We start from the raw sequence: 17,667 nt of genomic DNA on the forward strand, positions 1-17,667 counted from the left end.
CCCAGCAGCTCCCCTACCGGTCAGCCCGAAAAATTTTGGCGGCGGACACTCGGTAGCTAACCCACCTGTCCACTAACAAGCCTCACCATTTTTGCGTGAACTAACTCAGCTCTCGCATCCAGAAAGGTTTTATAGTCGCCGGAAACGAGCTCGTCATATGGGATGAGATGACTTTCTAGGCGGCTGCGAACCTGTGACTCTGTTGCTTTTGCATCTTTAGCACGCGCCTGAATGTAGTCCTTTGGAGTTTTTGCACCGATTTTCCGGTTCGTAGCCCACGAAATTAAAGCACAGTTTAACGCTGAGTTTACCATTTGATCAGAAAACTGATTAACCAAAAGCGCTTTTGGATAGACGTGGTGATACTCGCGCTTTGGAACGTTCTTTGCAGTCGCTTTCTTCTCGTCAGCGAAGTCATACCCACCTGCGGACAGAGAAACGACAACGATGGCGCGGCCAAGCCGGTCTTTGCGGCTAGGCCAACCACCGCGAACAAGTTCGGTCACATTAGGAAGGGGATTTAACTCTTCATCAAAGAGTTCTGGAAGCTTTGAATATTTTGGATTGGCGACTAGCTTTCGAAGCTTCTTGTAGTCGGAGAAGGCTCGAGTACTAGCGGTTTTAAGGTACCTATCCGTGAAGCTAGCACGCCAGATAGCTTTTCTGATGGTTGAGCGAGCCCAACCTTCTTGGTCTGTACCGTCTTCTGGAACTTCGGCCCAGAGCGCAGCCGAAAGGTATACGATAACTTCAGTCGGCAGCAGCTTTTCGTTTAGAATCCCCTCATCACGGAGGAACTCAACCGACCTTTGAATGCCGATGACAACATCATCCCAGACAGCCGCTAATTTACTGCCAAAACCCTTATCAAGATAAGTTCTCTTCAACGGAGGTTCACCGTTTAAGAGTGCACCAACTGCAAGGACCGTATCCTCGATTTTACCAAATTCTTTTGCCGCAGGAACTCTCTCATGCAAATCATCAATCATGTCATGGAGCGAGCCGCGCGCCGTACGCTCCAATTGAGCGACAACAATGTCGAAGTCTTTCAACGGTGACGCCGACGTGTTCATGTTGATAAACACGTCTAGTGCTGTTTCTTGGCTCGTCGAGACAGGTAGCGATAAGAACGGAATCATATATCCCGCCATTCGATGCCTGAGCTTGTTGATAGCGCGGTCCGCAGCCTTGTTGGTACCAGCCTTGTCGCACCATTCGTCCATGTGTCTTTCACCGTCACTGCCCGGACATAGGATAGAGATCGGGAATACTTTACGCTCGAAGGTCGCGACAGGATCATGTGCCCAAGCTGGCATCGGATTACCCGCTTTCGACGTGTACCTCTTGACAATTTGCACGTCGGGAACATCCTCATTGTCCAAAGACACGAAGATCAGCAAATCTTCATACAGGTCATTTAACGACTTCCATAGCGCGGTCATACGTTGTTGACCGTCCAATAGGTTGAGCTGTGGCAGTGCCTTTGGCTCAGGTGCGCCAGACAGCGGGCGGGAATGAAACAGCTCTTCTTCGCCAACTTCCAACACCAACAAAGCGCCCACAGGTAAAGAAGGAGTGCGCAAGATGTTTTCTAAAACACCTTCAATCTGATTTGAGTGCCATGCTTCAAACCGCTGAAACCGTGGCAAGGTGACTTGCGCACCTCGGATCATTGCAAACCAATCTTCTACGGACTTTGAACGTGCTTCCATTTAACTATCACTTCTTCCAATAGGTCTGTTACGCGGCGTATCTGCCATTATCACCCTTCTCGGCCTGCCCTAATGCAGCGAGGCTGTCCATCAACGGCTCTACAGTCACCGCCCTGCCACGGACAAAGCGGCGGGCGATTTGTTCGGGGGTGGCCTCGCCCATCTCGGTGAGGGCTTCGCGCACGGCGGCGATTTGTTCCGGTAGGGTTTTGGGCCATGGGGCTTTTTCGATCTTGGCCACAACGCCAAGCTCCATATCGGCAGTTTTGTCCTTGGCGACCTGCTGGCCAGTGGGGTTTTGGTAGTCGGGGCGCAGCCAGCGGATGTGGCCGCGCGCCTCTTCCTCGGCCCGTTCCTTGTTGAGGGCAACAAGGTGCAGAAGGATGCCTTCGTCACTCAGGTCCGCAGGCCAGCCGTAAGCGTCGGCCACGGCGGCGTCGATCTGGTCATGCAGGTCGCGCAGGATGCCGATGAGGCCTTGGTCGTAGATGTCTTTGTCCTTGCCTTCGATCACCTCCCCCGCGCGCAGCTTCTCGAGGACGTTATACATTTGCGTCAGCGTCAGCTTCGGATGCGCCGCCTGCTGGCGCTTGCGATGCGCGTCGAGGTCTTCCCCAAGCTGGCGCAGGTGGCTGCATTGCGGCTCGGTGAGGTCTGGGAAGGGGAATGGGTCAAATATCTTCGAATTGTTGTACCTAGGATCATTGCCAATACCCATCCAACCACAAACGGACAGCGACCAAACTTCATGAATTTTTGACGACAAGACACTCAAAGCCCAAGGCTTATCGAGACCTACAATTACAACCTCGCTTTCGCAAAGATCAGTTGTCGACCAAAGCTGAAAACAGCGGAATTTTGCAGTTCTAGAAGTAACAATGCACATATCCAATCCTTCAGTCGCCGCGCGGTAGCTGCGAGAAGGATCGCCAAAAACCCACCAATTCTCTCGCCGCCAATCCATTGGATTTTCGTCTCGGACCGGCTTCACCGTGTCTAAAACGTGCTGGAATAACTTAGGGTATGTAGCGCGACTCACCTTTTCCGAAAGGTCCCAGAAGTCGATGACCCATCTTTGGCGGTGCTTCTGGCTCAAATCATAGCCACCCAGGAATGGACGAACCACCTTTTCGGCAATCGCGCTTGTTCCACTTGCAAGTTCCTTTAGCTCCGCCTCGGTTCCGAGAAAACCTTTCCCAACTAAAAACGAGCCACGGGCACTTAATCGACTATTTGCCATGAGAGGCTTGGCGCTAAGTAGGTCAGCACCGATACGAAGATTTGGAAAAATTTTTCCGCGATGATGGTCAAATGTGACCTTCCTTCCATCTGCCTCGTTTTTCTCTTTTTGCTCTGACGCTAGTATCGCAAGACGTCCTATCCGGTTCCCGACAGCACCTACGGTCATACCAATGCGCACATCGGCATCCCCCTTACCACTATCTACCCAAGGGTGATCCGGTATCACAAACAGCAGCGACAGCGGCTTCTTCGCATCATTCAAATGCGGTTCCAGCACGCGGCGGTTGAACGTCTGGCGCAGCGAGTTCGTCGTGATCAACCCGAACCGCCGCGTGCCCTTGCCCGCCTTGGCATTCCACGCCCGCGCCGCCAGCGCCGCCTTTTCCCACCAGAACATTACCAGATCAGCACTTTGCGGCATCTTGGGATAGGCGCTCCACAGCGCTTCCACATAGCCATCGCCCAAAGAGTCCCGCAGCCGTGACGCGCCGATAAACGGTGGGTTGCCCACGATGAACTCCGCCTCCGGCCATTTCGTCGGCTTCGCTCCCGCGTAGTCATAGACCGCAATCCGCGCGGCGGGGTCCGGCACCTCCTCCCCCGTGACGTTGTGGCGGATGGTCGTCACCCCGTCCCAACGGGTCACCGGCGCGCCGTCCGCGTCCAGACGCGCCGTGCGACCCGACCATTCCAGCACCGCATCGCCGTTGCGAACATTCTTGAAATCGCGCAGCACCGGCTCGCTTGGCGCGGCCAACCCGTGGGTGCGGAAGTGCCATTGCAGGTAGCCGATCCACAACACCAGCTCCGCCACATTGGCGGCCCAAGGGTTCAGCTCGATGCCTAAGAACTGGTGCGGGTCCACGGTGATAAAGCTGGTCTGCGTCTCGCCCAGCTCTTCGAGCAGGGAAGTCACCTCGCCCTCCAGCCGCTTCATCATCTCAAGCGCCACATAGAGGAAGTTGCCCGACCCGCAGGCCGGGTCCAGCACGCGAATTTCGCACAGCTTTGCGTGGAAGTCGCGGACCAGCTTGCGCGCGGCCTCGTCCTTGCCATCCTCCGACAGGCGTTGCACGGCGGTCTGCACGTCGCGCCAATCCTCGCGCAAAGGTTCCATGATGGTGGGGGTCACCAAGCGCTCCACATAGGCGCGCGGGGTATAGTGCGCGCCCAGCTTGTGGCGCTGGCGCTTGTCCAAGGCGCGTTCGAGCAGCGTGCCGAAAATCGCAGGCTCAACTTGTTTCCAATCAGCCTCCGCCGCCTCGATAAGCAGGCTTAATTGCACGTTGTCGAGAGGCAGCGCCTCGGAGTCCTTGAACAGCCCGCCATTGAACCGCTTGAGGTCCTGCATCAACACTTGGGAAAAGCCGCCCGTGTCCATCGTTTGCCACAGCCCTTGCAGGGACGGTTGCGCGTGTTCGGGGCGGCCACGCAGCTTTCTGAGCAGGTCTGAGAAACTGTTACGCGGGATCAGGTCCACGTCTTCGGCAAACATCGAGAACAGGCAACGCATCAGGAAACGCGCAACGGTTTCGCTTTCATGTCCCTGCCCCTCGAAGCTCTTGCCCAGCTCCGCAAGGTGGGTGGCGATTTCACGGGTGACTTGTGCTGACCGAAGCGACGGATCAAGGCTTTGCGGGTTCGTCCAGATCGTGCGCAGCAGATCGCGCGTTTTCTCTTCGCGTAGGTCTTCGAGCTTGATCCGGTAGCGGTTACCGTCGGGAAACTGGTTGTAGCCCTGACCCTGCCCTGAGAAGTCGGCATACAGCTCGATGACGTGACCCACATCCACAACCATAAGGAAGGGCGGCCAGCCGTCCTCCTTGGCGACCGCACGAGCATAATTGTCAGCTTGGTTGCGGGCTTTCAACATCGTGTCGTCGAATTTGGACGTGCCGCGCTTGCCATGACCGGTTTGCTTCGGTGCGTCCTTCTCAAGGAACAGCTCCAGCGTGTTTTTGTCCTTGGCATCTGGAGACACAAACTGCTTTGCCTCAAGGATGAAGTGCCCTTTTTTGTAAAGGTCGATACGGCGGTTTTTCTTTCGGCCCGTGTGAGTTTCGGTCACCGGACGTTCGAAGCGGTAATCGAGAAAGTCGCCATCCTTGTCAGACACGTTCGGGCGCGGCACACCCAGCAATTCAGTCAGTTCAATTGCAAACGATTGCGCCGTTGCCATTTCGCTGCCACCGGACCCGAGCCAGCGATCAATAAACTCATCTACCTGCAAAGCATCAACCTAAAATCAATTTAACATTTGCCCGAGATTGCCCCTGAATGTCCGAAACTTTCAATCCCTCAACTGCTTTTTCCTATGGTTATTGCACTACCCTGCATCCAACCCCTTAATCAATGCACCCTGCTGCTGGCCAGATACAGGCAAGTAGCTAGAGACCGTCGTGGCAAAGTTTTCATGGCCCAAGTTTTGCGACCACGCTTTTTGTGTTGCCAAGGGCAGGTTCCGGTCACTCAGCTCTTGCCCCAACGTCTTGCGGATACTGTGCGCGCCATATGGGTGCATCTGGACCTGAGCAAAAGCGTTGCTGAATACCTCGTTCACCTTTGCCCCGTTGGCATAGGTATCCCGTGATAGACCATCAAACACGAACTTCCCATTCTCGATCCGCATCTCAGGCTTTGGGAATAATGCATCTTCTTGCCCGAACATCTTGTTTTCGCGCAAGTAGTTCACCCAATCCGTGAAACACGCAAGGTAGTCAGGGTGCATGGGGAAAAACCAAGTCGTGATCGTCTTGCCGCCTTTCGTCCGCACCTCGCGCCCATCTTGATAAACGAAACCGTCCACCAGATTGATGTGCTTCAAGCGCAATGAGGCTACAGCGCCAACCCGCGCCCCAGTGATAACTAGAAATGCGAACATCGCCTTGTCGCGGCGCTCCAGCTCTGAACGATCCGCCATTGCCTGAAACGCGTGATAAACAGCGGCCTTCGACGGGTATTGGACTGGGCGCTGGGCATGTGCCGCGCGGGCGTCATTCCGGTTGTTGTTGAAATACTCCACATCAGAATAGCTCAACACCTTCTTGAACCCCTGCTGCCCCGCCAGCCAATGAAAGAACCCCTTCACCAAGCGCAATGTCGCATCGGTGGTTGTGAGGCTCAATTGTTTACCCTGCACGGTCTTTGCACGGCTCAATGCGTCTTTGAACTGCCGTGTTTGTTCAATATGAAACGCCTTGAATGCTTTGAACTTGGTGCATTCCTCGAACTTCACCAATGCGGCGCGAACCTTGTCGATGGACTTCTCGTCCTGCCCTTTGGCTTCCCTGAGATATTGCTCATAACGACGTTTTAACCGCTCGTTCTCTGCATTGAATTTCCGCATGGCTTCGTCGCCTTTCTGAAGTTGTGGTTTAAGGGGGGATTGAGGGGTTCCTTTAGGGTCGCTGAATGCCCCTGATTGCCACGTCGAGAACTTTGCGAATTGCGGGCAGATCACTAGCGCTTACATTTCGATTGCAAGGACACTCACACTCGTCACATAGCGCCTTTAAACAGCCCCCCGCCGTAGCCGACGGCTCATAGTAGTCGGTCATCGCGCCAAGCGGCTTTCGGGGACCTTTGCACCTAAAGCAATAGAACTCTCCGACCTTGAGCGGCTGCTTTGCTTTATTCCTACGGGCCTTGAGAAACTCGAGCGCTTGAAAACCCAAAACCATTGTGGGGCGGTTCCTATCGACCCGACCCATCCCAGCCTTCAGCCAACTCCGCACCGTAGCCACAGATACGCAGGCCACGTCTGCCAACTCATGGACGTAGTAGGCCTGATTGGCCTTGATGCCCCGCGTTTTGAAGCGCGTTGCCATTATACGCGCTCTGCGCTGGGATCAGTCCTGTTAGACTCCGCCCACGCATTTAGATCTGCGCCGCGATAGATGATCTTGCGGCCCAAGCGATAGAATGCTGGCCCCATATTTTTGTGACGCCATTGGGCAAGCTTTTCGCGGTCGCCAATGAGGTCCAATTCCGGATCGCCCAGAACGTAGATGCGGTCTTGCTCGAATAAGTTTTCCATACTTCCAATCCTCCTGTGTTGGATTGGATGCTGTCTGGCAGAACAGGAAACGTCTGAAAACAATCTCAAAAGAGCAAATGTTCAATTGAAAAAGGCGTTTACTTCGGCACCTTTTTCTCCGTTTTCATCAACTCATGAACCACCGGCGATATAGTTGCTCCTGTTGAAACCTTCTCGAACCCCATCCCTAACAATCCACCCGATAAGTGATTCAATGGAGGGTTCCAGTCCGCCTCAACCAACTGCGGTATTGCCCACTCCCCAGCCGAGCGCACATTTGCTTTTATACCCAGTATTCTAAACAGGTCCTCCAACGCGCGACCATAGTCCGTTGAGGGATGGTTGCCGTCGCTTACAGTTCCGATCGTTGGCTTGATCCCCCGCTCCTGCGCGAACAGTCGCGCGAACCGAAGGGCTATTGTCCGTGCGTAGTAATTTGGCGGACGGTTCGAAACATTCCAAAAGTCAGCCTCTTGCTGCTTTAGTTCGGCCAAGCGACGCCTATAGGCCTCTATCATGCGAATAATAACTAGCAGAGAACTATGATGGAAACCGGTATCTACCACGTTTCTTACTGCGAGGTCATTCGGGCTATTTATCCGAGCTGAACCGCTCCCTTGAAGAGCGTACAAGTTGATAACCGGTTCAAGTCTGTCCATCATCTCAACATGAGGCGGCGCGTCGCGATCCTGACCAACCAATTGGAATAATATACCTTCGCAGTGACCGATGACCGCCTTCACAGCCTTTAATTCCAGCAAAAACTCGGACTTGCTGTCATGAAAATTCGGGCGTGAAATATCAATGAACGGACTGCCCCCTGACAGGAAGTTGCGGGGCCTATCCCCAAACAACTCCTCGCAAAGCGCGTGTACCTGATCAACTTTTGACGGTTGTTCCATAAGGGGGACGCTGTCACTACCTTTCCGCATTTCAAGCTATCGAAACTACTTCGCCCCACCCTACACTGATTAGCATAAGGTCGGCCAACCCATCCCCTTATCGCATTCATTTAGTCGGTATATTTCGCAGCCTTGGGGTAAGCGTGACAGCGTAGGGGGCGTTTGGCTTGTCCAAATCCCCCCGAAGCCGGGTTGGGTCGCCATGGGCGAGCCACAGTAGAAGAAACCAAAATCAGGTCACTAAATGGCTCTGGACATACAACAACGACCGGTCCAGCATGGCCACCGGCGGCATCACACCCGCAATGAAACTGAAACAGGCCGCGTAGCTCTACAAACGGACCCCATTGAGTATGAGGGGTTTTCGGAGTTGCAATAGGGGCGCAGGTCAAAACGTCGCAAATGAATTTGGTGGTTCTGGTCCCACAGCCTCCGTAGACAATTAGGATCGAAAGGAAGTTCAAATGCGGAATTTTTCTGACCAAAAGGAATTTTTAAATTGAATAATTCCCCGAACTACAAGCATCAAAGGGAAAAGAAAATCGCTATTCCCTGTTGGTTTTTAATTTTGTTATTTTGGGTTGCTTTCCCATCATTCGCCGCGAATTCGTTATTTGCACTTCCCTCTATTGTGTACTTAATTTGCGTACCAATATGGATTGCAGTTCATCACCTTAAAAACAGAAACATTAACGGAAATTGACCATGATTGAAAGTGTCCTGACAAATTCGGATAATGAAAGCCGCGTCGGTGAAACCGTCGGTGGAGCCGTGTCAGGAGTCGTAGGTTTTTCTATCGATTCTTTAGGGCATGCCGCAACAGCAGTGCATTATACTCTGGGTGAAGTTACGGGAGTATTAGGATCAGTCGTTGGCGGGTATGTCACTCAAATATCAGATGGTTACTATTCAACTCGAGATTTCGCACAGCATTCTGGTGACGTTGTTGGAGGGGCAGTTGGGTCAGTTGGGGGACTAATAGCTGGCGCAGGAGCCTTTGGGACAGCGGGCCTGTCCTTTGTGGCCGGCTTTGGCACATCATTATTATTCGAAGCTATATATAGTACATATGGCTCTCCTGTCCAAGCTAGTGCGCACACTAGCGTCCGTTCACTTAACACTGATGGTTCAGTGTCAACTCAATACCATGGTGTGATTGGTCAAAGAACCATCAATGGTGAAAGATTCGCGATTCTACATACCGTTGAAGTTACGCGAGGAGCAGATGGTGAGGTGTCTAGAGAACAATACACAACAGAAATATCCGTAGATGAAATAGAGAGCACCTTTGCTCAGTTTGAAGCCATCGATAACGCATTCGAAAGAGATACGAACCCTAACCCGGACGGCTATGGCTCACCGGTAGGCGATCCAAATGACCCAAATGGTGGCGGCAACGATAGCCCCGCTGAAACTTTTGGCGCTGAACAGCTTAATAGCTGGGAAGGAGATATCACGGTTACCTTCCCAAATGCGCGGCCAATTATTCTCGACCTTGACGGCGACGGCGTCGAGATCACCTTTGGCGAGAACATCTTCTTCGACATGGACGAAGACGGCTACCTCGAGCAAACCTCCTGGGCTGCTGCCGACGACGGCTTCTTGGTTATCGACCTAGCGGCTGACGGCTCGATTGGTACTGGCGACGGCGTAATCGACCAAGCCCGCGAGATCGCCTTTGGACTGTGGGGGCCAGAGGGTGCGACGGACCTGCAAGCTCTGGCTCAGGCAACAGATGAACAAGGCAACCTGATCTTCGACAGCAACGGTGATAGCGTACTCGACAGCAGCGATGCCCTTTGGTCGTCGTTCAATGTCTGGCAGGACGTGAACCAGAACGGCGTGACGGACGACGGCGAGCTGCTGACCTTGGCGAGCCTTGGCATCACCTCGATCAACCTGACCTACGATGATGGCACGACTTACTCTGATACCGATGACGACATCACGGTCTTCGGCAATACTTTGCATGGGCTTGCGTCCTTTGTGCAAAACGGTGAACTAGTTGAGGGCGGCGTTGGCGATGTATCTCTTGCCTACAACACGCAAGGTTACCGCCGCATAGAAACCGACCAAGGATATGAAATAGAATTCGAGAGCGGAGAGACACTGCGATACGCCGAGCTAGGTGGGACAGGCAGCGCTGACGTTAATTTGGTCAGTGAGTGGCTTAACGGCGCAACTGGTGACGGGCGCAACAATGTCCTTGATGCGAGTGGGCACACTTTGGGTGTCCAGATTGCCGGCGGTGCTGGGAATGACACCATCACGGGCGGCCAGCTCGACGATCTTCTGTCCGGGGACGCCGGAGCCGATGCGTTGGTTGGCGGTGGCGGCAATGACGTCTTATTTGTCGATCAACATGACACGGTTATTCAAGGCGGAACCGGGAGCGACACGGTCATTTTCAACGGCGATGGTGCACTGACCCTGAACCTGGTCACGTCGTCTGTCGAGCAAGTCTATGGTGGTGAACAGGCTGACACCCTTACCGCTTCAGGTGGGCAATATTCGGTCTCTGCCTACGGCGGCGACGGTAACGACACGCTCACAGGCGGAGAGGACAACGACGTTTTATCCGGTGATGGCGGCAACGATGTTCTGTCAGGTCTTCGTGGCGATGATACACTTCTCGGCGGCGCCGGAGATGACACCGTTCATGGCAGCATCGGTGGCGACTTTATCTTGGGTGGTGACGGCAATGACGACCTCTTTGGCGGTGACCATGATGATACGATCTTTGGTGGCGACGGCGATGATGATCTAGAGGGCAACGCCAATGATGACTTCCTCAGGGGCGATGGTGGCAATGATACGCTCGATGGTGGTCAGGGAGACGACCGTCTTTACGGCGGCGACGGCAATGATCATCTGACCGACCGCTCTGGCGACAATCATCTTTCAGGCGGCGACGGCAATGACCTGTTTTTTGTCAGCGATACGTCAAACCGATCTGAGGTTTTGGGCGGGAGCGGGTACGACACACTACGTCTTGCAGGCGTACGGTCTGATTGGTCCATCGTCCAGCGCTCCAATGGGCAATATCACGTCAGCAATGGTGCTGCCACATTCGAAGTCATGGACGTCGAGCGGATCGTGTTCGAGGGAAATTGGACTGCACATGCGCTTGCGGGGACGAACGCTCAAGAAGACAACTCGGACGCGTTTGTTCAGGGCAACGCCTACTATGTGAATGGCAATACTGCGACGAGCGGAGCTCAACGGATTGCCAATCACGAAGTGTGGGTGAGCTCCTATACGACAATTGATTTTAATGACGGGCAACGCTTGGTCTCTTTGCTGGAGGGGGCCGATTATCTCTTTGGCCATGCGGGCTCAGATAGCATTAGTGCCGGTGGCGGGAATGATACGCTGCACGGTGGAGCTGGGTCTGACTTTGTAAACGGAGAGGCTGGTCACGACACTCTCTATGGCAACGCCGGGTCAGACACGTTGCTGGGTGGGGCTGGCAATGACACAATCGACGGCGGTAGCGGCGACGACGCGATTAATGGCGGTGACGGGAACGACCACATCTCGGGTGGAACCGGTGGGGACTATCTCTATGGCGGGGCGGGCAACGATTTGATTGCTGGCCAGGTTGGGTCTGATTTCATCTCGGGGCAAACCGGTGACGATCAGCTCTTTGCGGGTGACGGTGATGATACTGTGTATGGCGGCGAAGGGGACGATACTCTGGACGGTGGGTATGGTCGTGACGCGCTCTATGGTGGCGATGGCAACGACACTCTTCATGGTCAACAAGGCAACGACACACTGTCTGGCGGCGAGGGTGATGACACCTTGAATGCCGGTATTGGCTTGGATGCCCTTTATGGCGGAAGCGGAAACGACACACTTGATGGAGGTGATGATGACGATTACCTGGCCGGTGGTGAAGGTGATGATGAGATCGCCGGTGGGAACGGGAACGATCTCCTTCTCGGTGGGGCTGGCTCCGACATCTTGAACGGTGGTGCAGGTGTTGATTTTGCGAGCTTTGATGCTCTCGTAGCGTTTGTCCATGTCGATCTGCGAACAGGTATTGCCACAAGTGATGTTGATGTCGACACATTGAGCGGTATCGAAAATTTATTTGGTACGGAATTTGATGACACTCTTATCGGAGATGGCGCTCATAATGTAATCATCGGTGGTGCGGGAGCCGATCACTTGCATGGGCTTGCCGGCAATGATGTTCTAGAAGGCCGCGATGGGACCGACGTTTTGCATGGGAATGCCGGTATCGACAGTCTAGATGGCGGTGCCGGCAATGATGCTCTAATCGGCGGTGATGGTGCTGATCAACTCATCGGTGGCGATGGAATTGATCGTGCTCAGTATACCGATGCAACAACTAGTGTAATTGCGGACTTGCAATATGCGCATCTAAATACAGGCTTCGCAGCTGGAGATACGTATTCGAGCATCGAGAACCTCTACGGCTCGGTGTATAGCGATGGTCTTCGTGGCAACGCTGGCAATAATATCATATGGGGCGGGGCTGGCAACGACTGGATATCGGGGCGGGACGGAGATGACACCCTGCACGGTGGCGACGGCAACGATTACTTGGTCGGCGGGGCTGGAGCAGACCGGCTCGTCGGGGGTGAGGGCTTCGATCGGGCGCAGTATAGTGACGCATCCTCCAGCGTCGTGGTTGATTTACAATTTGCATCCAACAACACCGGCTTCGCTGCCGGGGATACTTTCGACAGTATCGAACGAGTGTTCGGTTCGAACCATAGCGACGATATTCGTGGCGATCAGTTCGATAACGACCTGTGGGGTCATCATGGCAACGACCACTTACATGGTCGAGACGGAAATGATTATCTATTCGGCGACGCAGGTAACGACACCCTAGAGGGCGGAGTGGGAAACGACCATCTCAGCGGTGGTGCTGGAAATGACGTTATTTACACGGGCATCATTGATGGAGAGGCATACGGGCTGGATACAGCTTATGGTGGTACCGGACATGATCAAATCACAGGCTCTAATGGAACCGACCGATTGAATGGTGAAGAGGGAAATGACGTTCTGCACGGAGGGCAGGATTGGTCTACCGCAGACATTGACTATCTCAATGGCGGAAGCGGGAACGATATCTTGATTTCAGGCCAAGATCGTACACCACAGGCCGCATACCAACACAGAGGGGATCACCTTTTCGGTGGTGATGGGGATGACCAACTCGTCGGAGGGCGCGCCAATGACCGATTGGAAGGCGGTTCGGGTGCCGATACGTTTATCTTCGAAGTGACCTTTGGTCAGGACCGGATCGTAGATTTTGAAGTCAATGCAGCTGGTGAGCAAATCGACTTGTCTGCCATTGTGCAAATCAGCAGTTTCTCGGATCTGCTCGCAAACCACGCCAGTCAGTCAGGTGCCGATACGGAGATCAGCGATGGGCTTGGCAATACTATCACTCTTGCTAACGTTACTCTATCTAGTCTCTCAGCCGATAATTTTGTTTTCTGATCTCAGAGTTGTTAATTCTAAATCATATGACCGTGCCACATCTGTAGCCGCAAATGAGGCATGGTTTTGACTGTTGCGCTGACTTGATTTGAGCAATTGCACCTTTGGCCCAAGCTATAATCACGTTAGCGGGTAGCGCCTCATTCCCAGCCGGGATGGATGTGCTGACCCCAACCGTCAAAGTTGCCATCGAAACCCTGCGCGATGGCGACCTAGTGATCGGCGGCAACGAGGAAACCGGCATCTCCGGCGTCTTCCCGGTCACCGCTGTCATGTCTCGGCAGGCGCTCGATACGCTGTGGCTAGCGCTGGAAAACGAGGCGGGTGAGTCGAGCCGTAAGCGCCCCTTCAGCCCTTATAGTTCCACGGCAACAGTTCATCAATCCTGTTGATCTTGTGGTCGGCAATACGCGTGAGGACATCCGTCAGCCAAGCCTGCGGATCCACATTGTTGAGCTTTGCGGTTTCCATGAGGGTATAGATGATGGCAGCGGAGTTGCCGCCGCGTTCAGAGCCGACAAACATGTAGTTTTTGCGACCGATGGCGATGCCGCGCATTGAGCGTTCTGCTGTGTTGTTGTCCAACTCCAGAAACCCATGGTCCAAATATCCGCGCAGCCGCTTCATGCGGGTCAGTGCATAGCGGATGGCGTTGGCCAGCGGCGTTTTGCCTGACAGCTTGGGCAGCTCGCCTTGCAGCCAACGTTCCAGATCATCAAGAATGGGTTTTGACTTTGCTTGCCGTAGTGCGACGCGCTGATCTGGGAGCAACCCACGCGCCTCCTTCTCCACAGCATAGAGCAGCGCGATGCGCCGGATGGCTTGTTCTGCAACATGCGACTCTTGGGATTTGAACACATCCACGAACTTGCGCCTGACGTGCGCCATGCAGGCCACTTCCTTAATCTGGCCCGAACGATACAGCTCTTCAAAACCTGCATATCCATCAGCGTGCATCCAACCCTGATAGTCCTTGAGGTGCTGGCTGGGGCGGATGCCTTTGCGGTCTGGCGTGAACTCATACCAAGCAGCTGGCGGGGCATCGCTGCCCCAAGGGCACTCATCTCGTCCATACGCCCAAAAACGGGCTACCTTTGTCTTGCCGTTCCCGGGAGCGAGCATCTTTACGGGCGTATCATCTGCGAAGATAGCCTGACCGGATAGCACATAACGCTTGATGGCCTCGGCCAGTGGCTGCAGGAGCGCAGCTGCCTTACCGACCCATCCGGCCAAGGTGGAGCGATCCATGTGTAAACCTTCACGGGCAAAGATTTGCGCTTGGCGGTATAGCGGCAGATGATCCATGTATTTGCTGATCAGCACATGAGCTAAGAACCCTGGGCCGGGAATGCCTTTCTCGATTGGGCGCGACGGCATTGGCGCTTGATTGATGCATTCGCAGCCTTTGCAGGCCATGCGGGGGCGGATGATCTGGTTCACGACAAAACGACCCGGGACATATTCCAGTTCCTCTGTCGTATCGCGGCCCAGTTCACGCAATGCGCCGCCACAGCCTGTGCAGGCGTCACCAACAGATAGCATCTGTTCGACACGCGGTAGATGCTCGGGAAGTGGTTTGCGCTTGGGTTTGGTCTTCGTTTCCTCGTCAGCTTGCTTTGGCGGCATGACAGGTGCAGCGGCAGCATCGGCCACCTCTTCATCCTCAAGGCGCAATTGCAGCTGATCAATACCCTCGGCCTTTGATCCAAAGCGGTGGGTATTTTGGCCCGCAACCTGATGACGCAGCTTCTCAATCAGCATGTCGCGGTTCTTCAACTCCGCCATTAATCCAATGGTAAATGCGCGCAGTTCGGCGGGTTCAGAGGGGATGATATCAGGCGTGCTGGACATGCGTTCATATACCTGTTGTGGTCATCGTCGTGAATCCCTGAAGCGCAAAAGACCCAACAATTATGGGCTCATCCAACCTTTAATGGTCGCCATGTCTTTTGTGGCATGCGCCAGTCGATGCCCTCCAGCAACATCGATAACTGCGCAGGCGTTACGTTGATCTTGCCGTCCTTGGCGGCAGGCCACACAAATCGGCCTTTCTCCAGCCGTTTGCTGAACAGACACGCGCCTTGGCTATCCCACCAGATGATCTTCAGAAGATCACCACGACGGCCACGAAACACAAACAGATGGCCAGAATACGGGTCTTCTGCCAGAACCGATGACGCCTGCGATGCCAGTGTATTAAATCCGCGCCGCATGTCCGTCACGCCAGCCGCAAGCCAAACCCGCGTGTTGCTTGGCACAGGGATCATGCCGTCAATCCCTCCACCAAGCTGACCACAGCGCACAATGCAGTTGGCCCCTCGATCAAAAGCCGTCGTCCGTCAGACAGCGTAAGGTCAACGCGGGTGGCGCGCAGCGGTGTTTGAGTAGCACCCGTCATGATAGCGGGGGCAATCGTGTCAGAAACCACTTCGGCGTCATCAATCTCAACATGCAAAAAACCGTCGACCGCCGGAAGAACAGTTTCGTCATCGGCCGTCACAGCAAAACGTGGATCACGCAGCCATTTATGGATGAGGTTGGCATTCACCGCATAACGGCGTGCCACCAGCGCCACCGATGCATCCGCAACGCGCGTTTGACCGCAAATCTCGCGCTTCTCGTCATCTGACCAAAACCGCTTCTTTCCCGTACCCATGGAGTGCCCCTAAGTGTCCACTATCGATGGTGGACACTTAGTTCATCCCAAAACACTCCGGCAGAGCGGGTTCACCAAACGCTTACACCTTGGGAAGCGAAACAATAGTTGCAGTGCACCCATTTACATAGCCAGACCACCTTTCCATCAATACCCTCCGCTTATCAAGTAAATCAGACCGCGCATAAGCCCGCTCAACATCCGACCCCACTTTATGTGCCAAACTCATTTCGGCCACCTCACGGGGCGCGTTTGCGGCCTCAGACGCCCAATCTCGGAACGTCGAGCGGAAACCGTGGACCGTAACGCCCACAACAGCCATTCGGCGCAAGAGCATCAGCATCGACATATTGGATAGAGGTTTGTGGCGCTTCTGGCCTTCAAACACGACTTCCGACTTCATCACCTTCAATGGCTCAATGATTGCCAACATCTCGTCAGTCAGCGGGACACGGTGCGCCGATCCAGTTTTCATGCGCTCCTCTGGGCAGGTCCAAACACGCGCCTCAAGGTCCAATTCTTCCCAACGCATCCCCAAGACCTCGCCCGTGCGGCTTCCAGTCAAGCAAGTGAACATCAGCGCCTTAGCCGCCATCGCGTTGCGGCTTTGCAAGTCAGCATAGAAAGCTGGAACGTCTTGCCACCGCATCGCCTTGTGGTGCTTCGGCTTGGCAGTGATCTTGGGTAACACCTTCCCGTCCTTGATCGACGTGACGGGGTTTTCGCCAGATCGCAGTCCTTTCGACTTGGCCACATCCAAAACCGTCTTGATACGTTGGGACAAACGCCGCGCGGTTTCGTGCTTTTCCGTCCAGATTGGGGAAAGGCACATCAGCACCTCCGGTTGGTCAATGCTATCGACGGGCATTCGCCCGATCTTGGGGAAAGCATAGTCGCGCAAGGTGTTGATCCATTGCTGCCCATGCTTGGCGTTTTTCCAAGCTGGCATCCGGTCAATGTGGACTTGCTGGGCGAACTCCTCAAACGTCGGAATATCGCGCTGGGCATTGAAACGTGGGTTCAGACCCTGTTTAGCCATGCGCCGGTATTCCAGCGCCCTCTCGCGGGCTTGGTTGATCGTGACCACATCAGCGCCACCTAACCCAAAGTCAGTGCGTAGCGGTGCGCCCTTCTTGTTCTTTTGGCCTTTGACGACCACACGGACAATCCAGCGTCGTGCGCCAGATGGATCAACAACCAGATAAAGCCCCCCGCCATCGCCATGACGCCCCGCGCCAAGGTTCTCAACGAGCTTCTTTGTTAGCTTACCGGTTAGAGCCATTTGAGAATACCACCATTCATACCACTCAAGGAACGAATATAGGCGACATCGAAAGAAACTCAATGAAAACAACAACTGCCACTACAGCCATAAAAACAAACAAAAAAGGTCGCTCAAGGCGACCAATACAAACTCAACAAAATGGGGTGGTGGCGGACAGACAGGGATTCGAACCCTGGAGACGGTCTCCCGCCTACACACTTTCCAGGCGTGCGCCTTCGACCACTCGGCCACCTGTCCGTGGCGCAGGGTGTAGCCAAAACCATGGGGGATGCGCAAGGGGCAAATAGCGCTTTTCGACAAGAGTTTAACCGAAGGGTGGCATGGCAGTATGTTCGCTGCACGAATAGGGC

General features: G+C 54.3%; 11 protein-coding genes and 1 tRNA gene. 2 read left to right on the forward strand and 10 right to left on the reverse strand.

Annotated elements, in window-relative coordinates; translation table 11 throughout:
• Positions 1-56 precede the first annotated feature (56 nt).
• The 5 genes from Q0746_RS01620 to Q0746_RS01640 all read right to left on the reverse strand — a co-directional run bounded on the left by Q0746_RS01620 (position 57) and on the right by Q0746_RS01640 (position 7,892).
• On the reverse strand, positions 57-1,712 hold the full coding sequence (locus tag Q0746_RS01620; protein ID WP_298256540.1) for a DUF262 domain-containing protein: 1,656 nt from the start codon (positions 1,710-1,712) through the stop codon (positions 57-59).
• Between the two features lie 28 nt (positions 1,713-1,740).
• Complete coding sequence (locus Q0746_RS01625; protein ID WP_298256542.1) at positions 1,741-5,184, reverse strand: DNA methyltransferase; 3,444 nt, start codon at positions 5,182-5,184, stop codon at positions 1,741-1,743.
• A gap of 96 nt (positions 5,185-5,280) precedes the next feature.
• On the reverse strand, positions 5,281-6,300 hold the full coding sequence (locus tag Q0746_RS01630; RefSeq protein ID WP_298256544.1) for a site-specific integrase: 1,020 nt from the start codon (positions 6,298-6,300) through the stop codon (positions 5,281-5,283).
• Positions 6,301-6,780: 480 nt separating this feature from the next.
• The gene (locus Q0746_RS01635) at positions 6,781-6,990 is read right to left on the reverse strand and encodes a MerR family transcriptional regulator (protein ID WP_298256546.1); all 210 of its coding nucleotides are present in this window, start codon (positions 6,988-6,990) and stop codon (positions 6,781-6,783) included.
• Between the two features lie 98 nt (positions 6,991-7,088).
• Entirely contained in the window at positions 7,089-7,892 is an 804-nt protein-coding gene (locus Q0746_RS01640; protein WP_298256548.1) for a hypothetical protein, read from the reverse strand.
• Positions 7,893-9,125: 1,233 nt separating this feature from the next.
• Here Q0746_RS01640 and Q0746_RS01645 point away from each other — a divergent pair.
• On the forward strand, positions 9,126-13,376 hold the full coding sequence (locus Q0746_RS01645; RefSeq protein ID WP_298256550.1) for a calcium-binding protein: 4,251 nt from the start codon (positions 9,126-9,128) through the stop codon (positions 13,374-13,376).
• Between the two features lie 155 nt (positions 13,377-13,531).
• Positions 13,532-13,768, forward strand: a complete 237-nt coding sequence (locus tag Q0746_RS01650; protein WP_298256551.1) for a hypothetical protein — start codon at positions 13,532-13,534, stop codon at positions 13,766-13,768.
• Here Q0746_RS01650 and Q0746_RS01655 read toward each other — a convergent pair.
• From Q0746_RS01655 to Q0746_RS01675, 5 genes are all read right to left on the reverse strand, one after another.
• The gene (locus Q0746_RS01655; RefSeq protein ID WP_298256554.1) at positions 13,725-15,227 is read right to left on the reverse strand and encodes an IS66 family transposase; all 1,503 of its coding nucleotides are present in this window, start codon (positions 15,225-15,227) and stop codon (positions 13,725-13,727) included. The two genes, Q0746_RS01650 and Q0746_RS01655, sit on opposite strands and share 44 nt — an antisense overlap.
• Positions 15,228-15,295: 68 nt before the next feature.
• Complete coding sequence (gene tnpB, locus Q0746_RS01660; RefSeq protein WP_298256556.1) at positions 15,296-15,643, reverse strand: IS66 family insertion sequence element accessory protein TnpB; 348 nt, start codon at positions 15,641-15,643, stop codon at positions 15,296-15,298.
• Entirely contained in the window at positions 15,640-16,032 is a 393-nt protein-coding gene (locus tag Q0746_RS01665) for a transposase (protein WP_298256558.1), read from the reverse strand. Before Q0746_RS01665 ends, tnpB begins: the two co-directional genes overlap by 4 nt.
• An 82-nt stretch (positions 16,033-16,114) precedes the next feature.
• On the reverse strand, positions 16,115-17,314 hold the full coding sequence (locus Q0746_RS01670; protein ID WP_298256560.1) for a site-specific integrase: 1,200 nt from the start codon (positions 17,312-17,314) through the stop codon (positions 16,115-16,117).
• Between the two features lie 150 nt (positions 17,315-17,464).
• A tRNA-Ser gene (locus Q0746_RS01675) sits at positions 17,465-17,554 on the reverse strand.
• Between the last annotated feature and the right edge of the window lie 113 nt (positions 17,555-17,667).

The sequence above is a fragment of the uncultured Litoreibacter sp. genome, assembly GCF_947487515.1.
Classification (GTDB): domain Bacteria; phylum Pseudomonadota; class Alphaproteobacteria; order Rhodobacterales; family Rhodobacteraceae; genus Litoreibacter.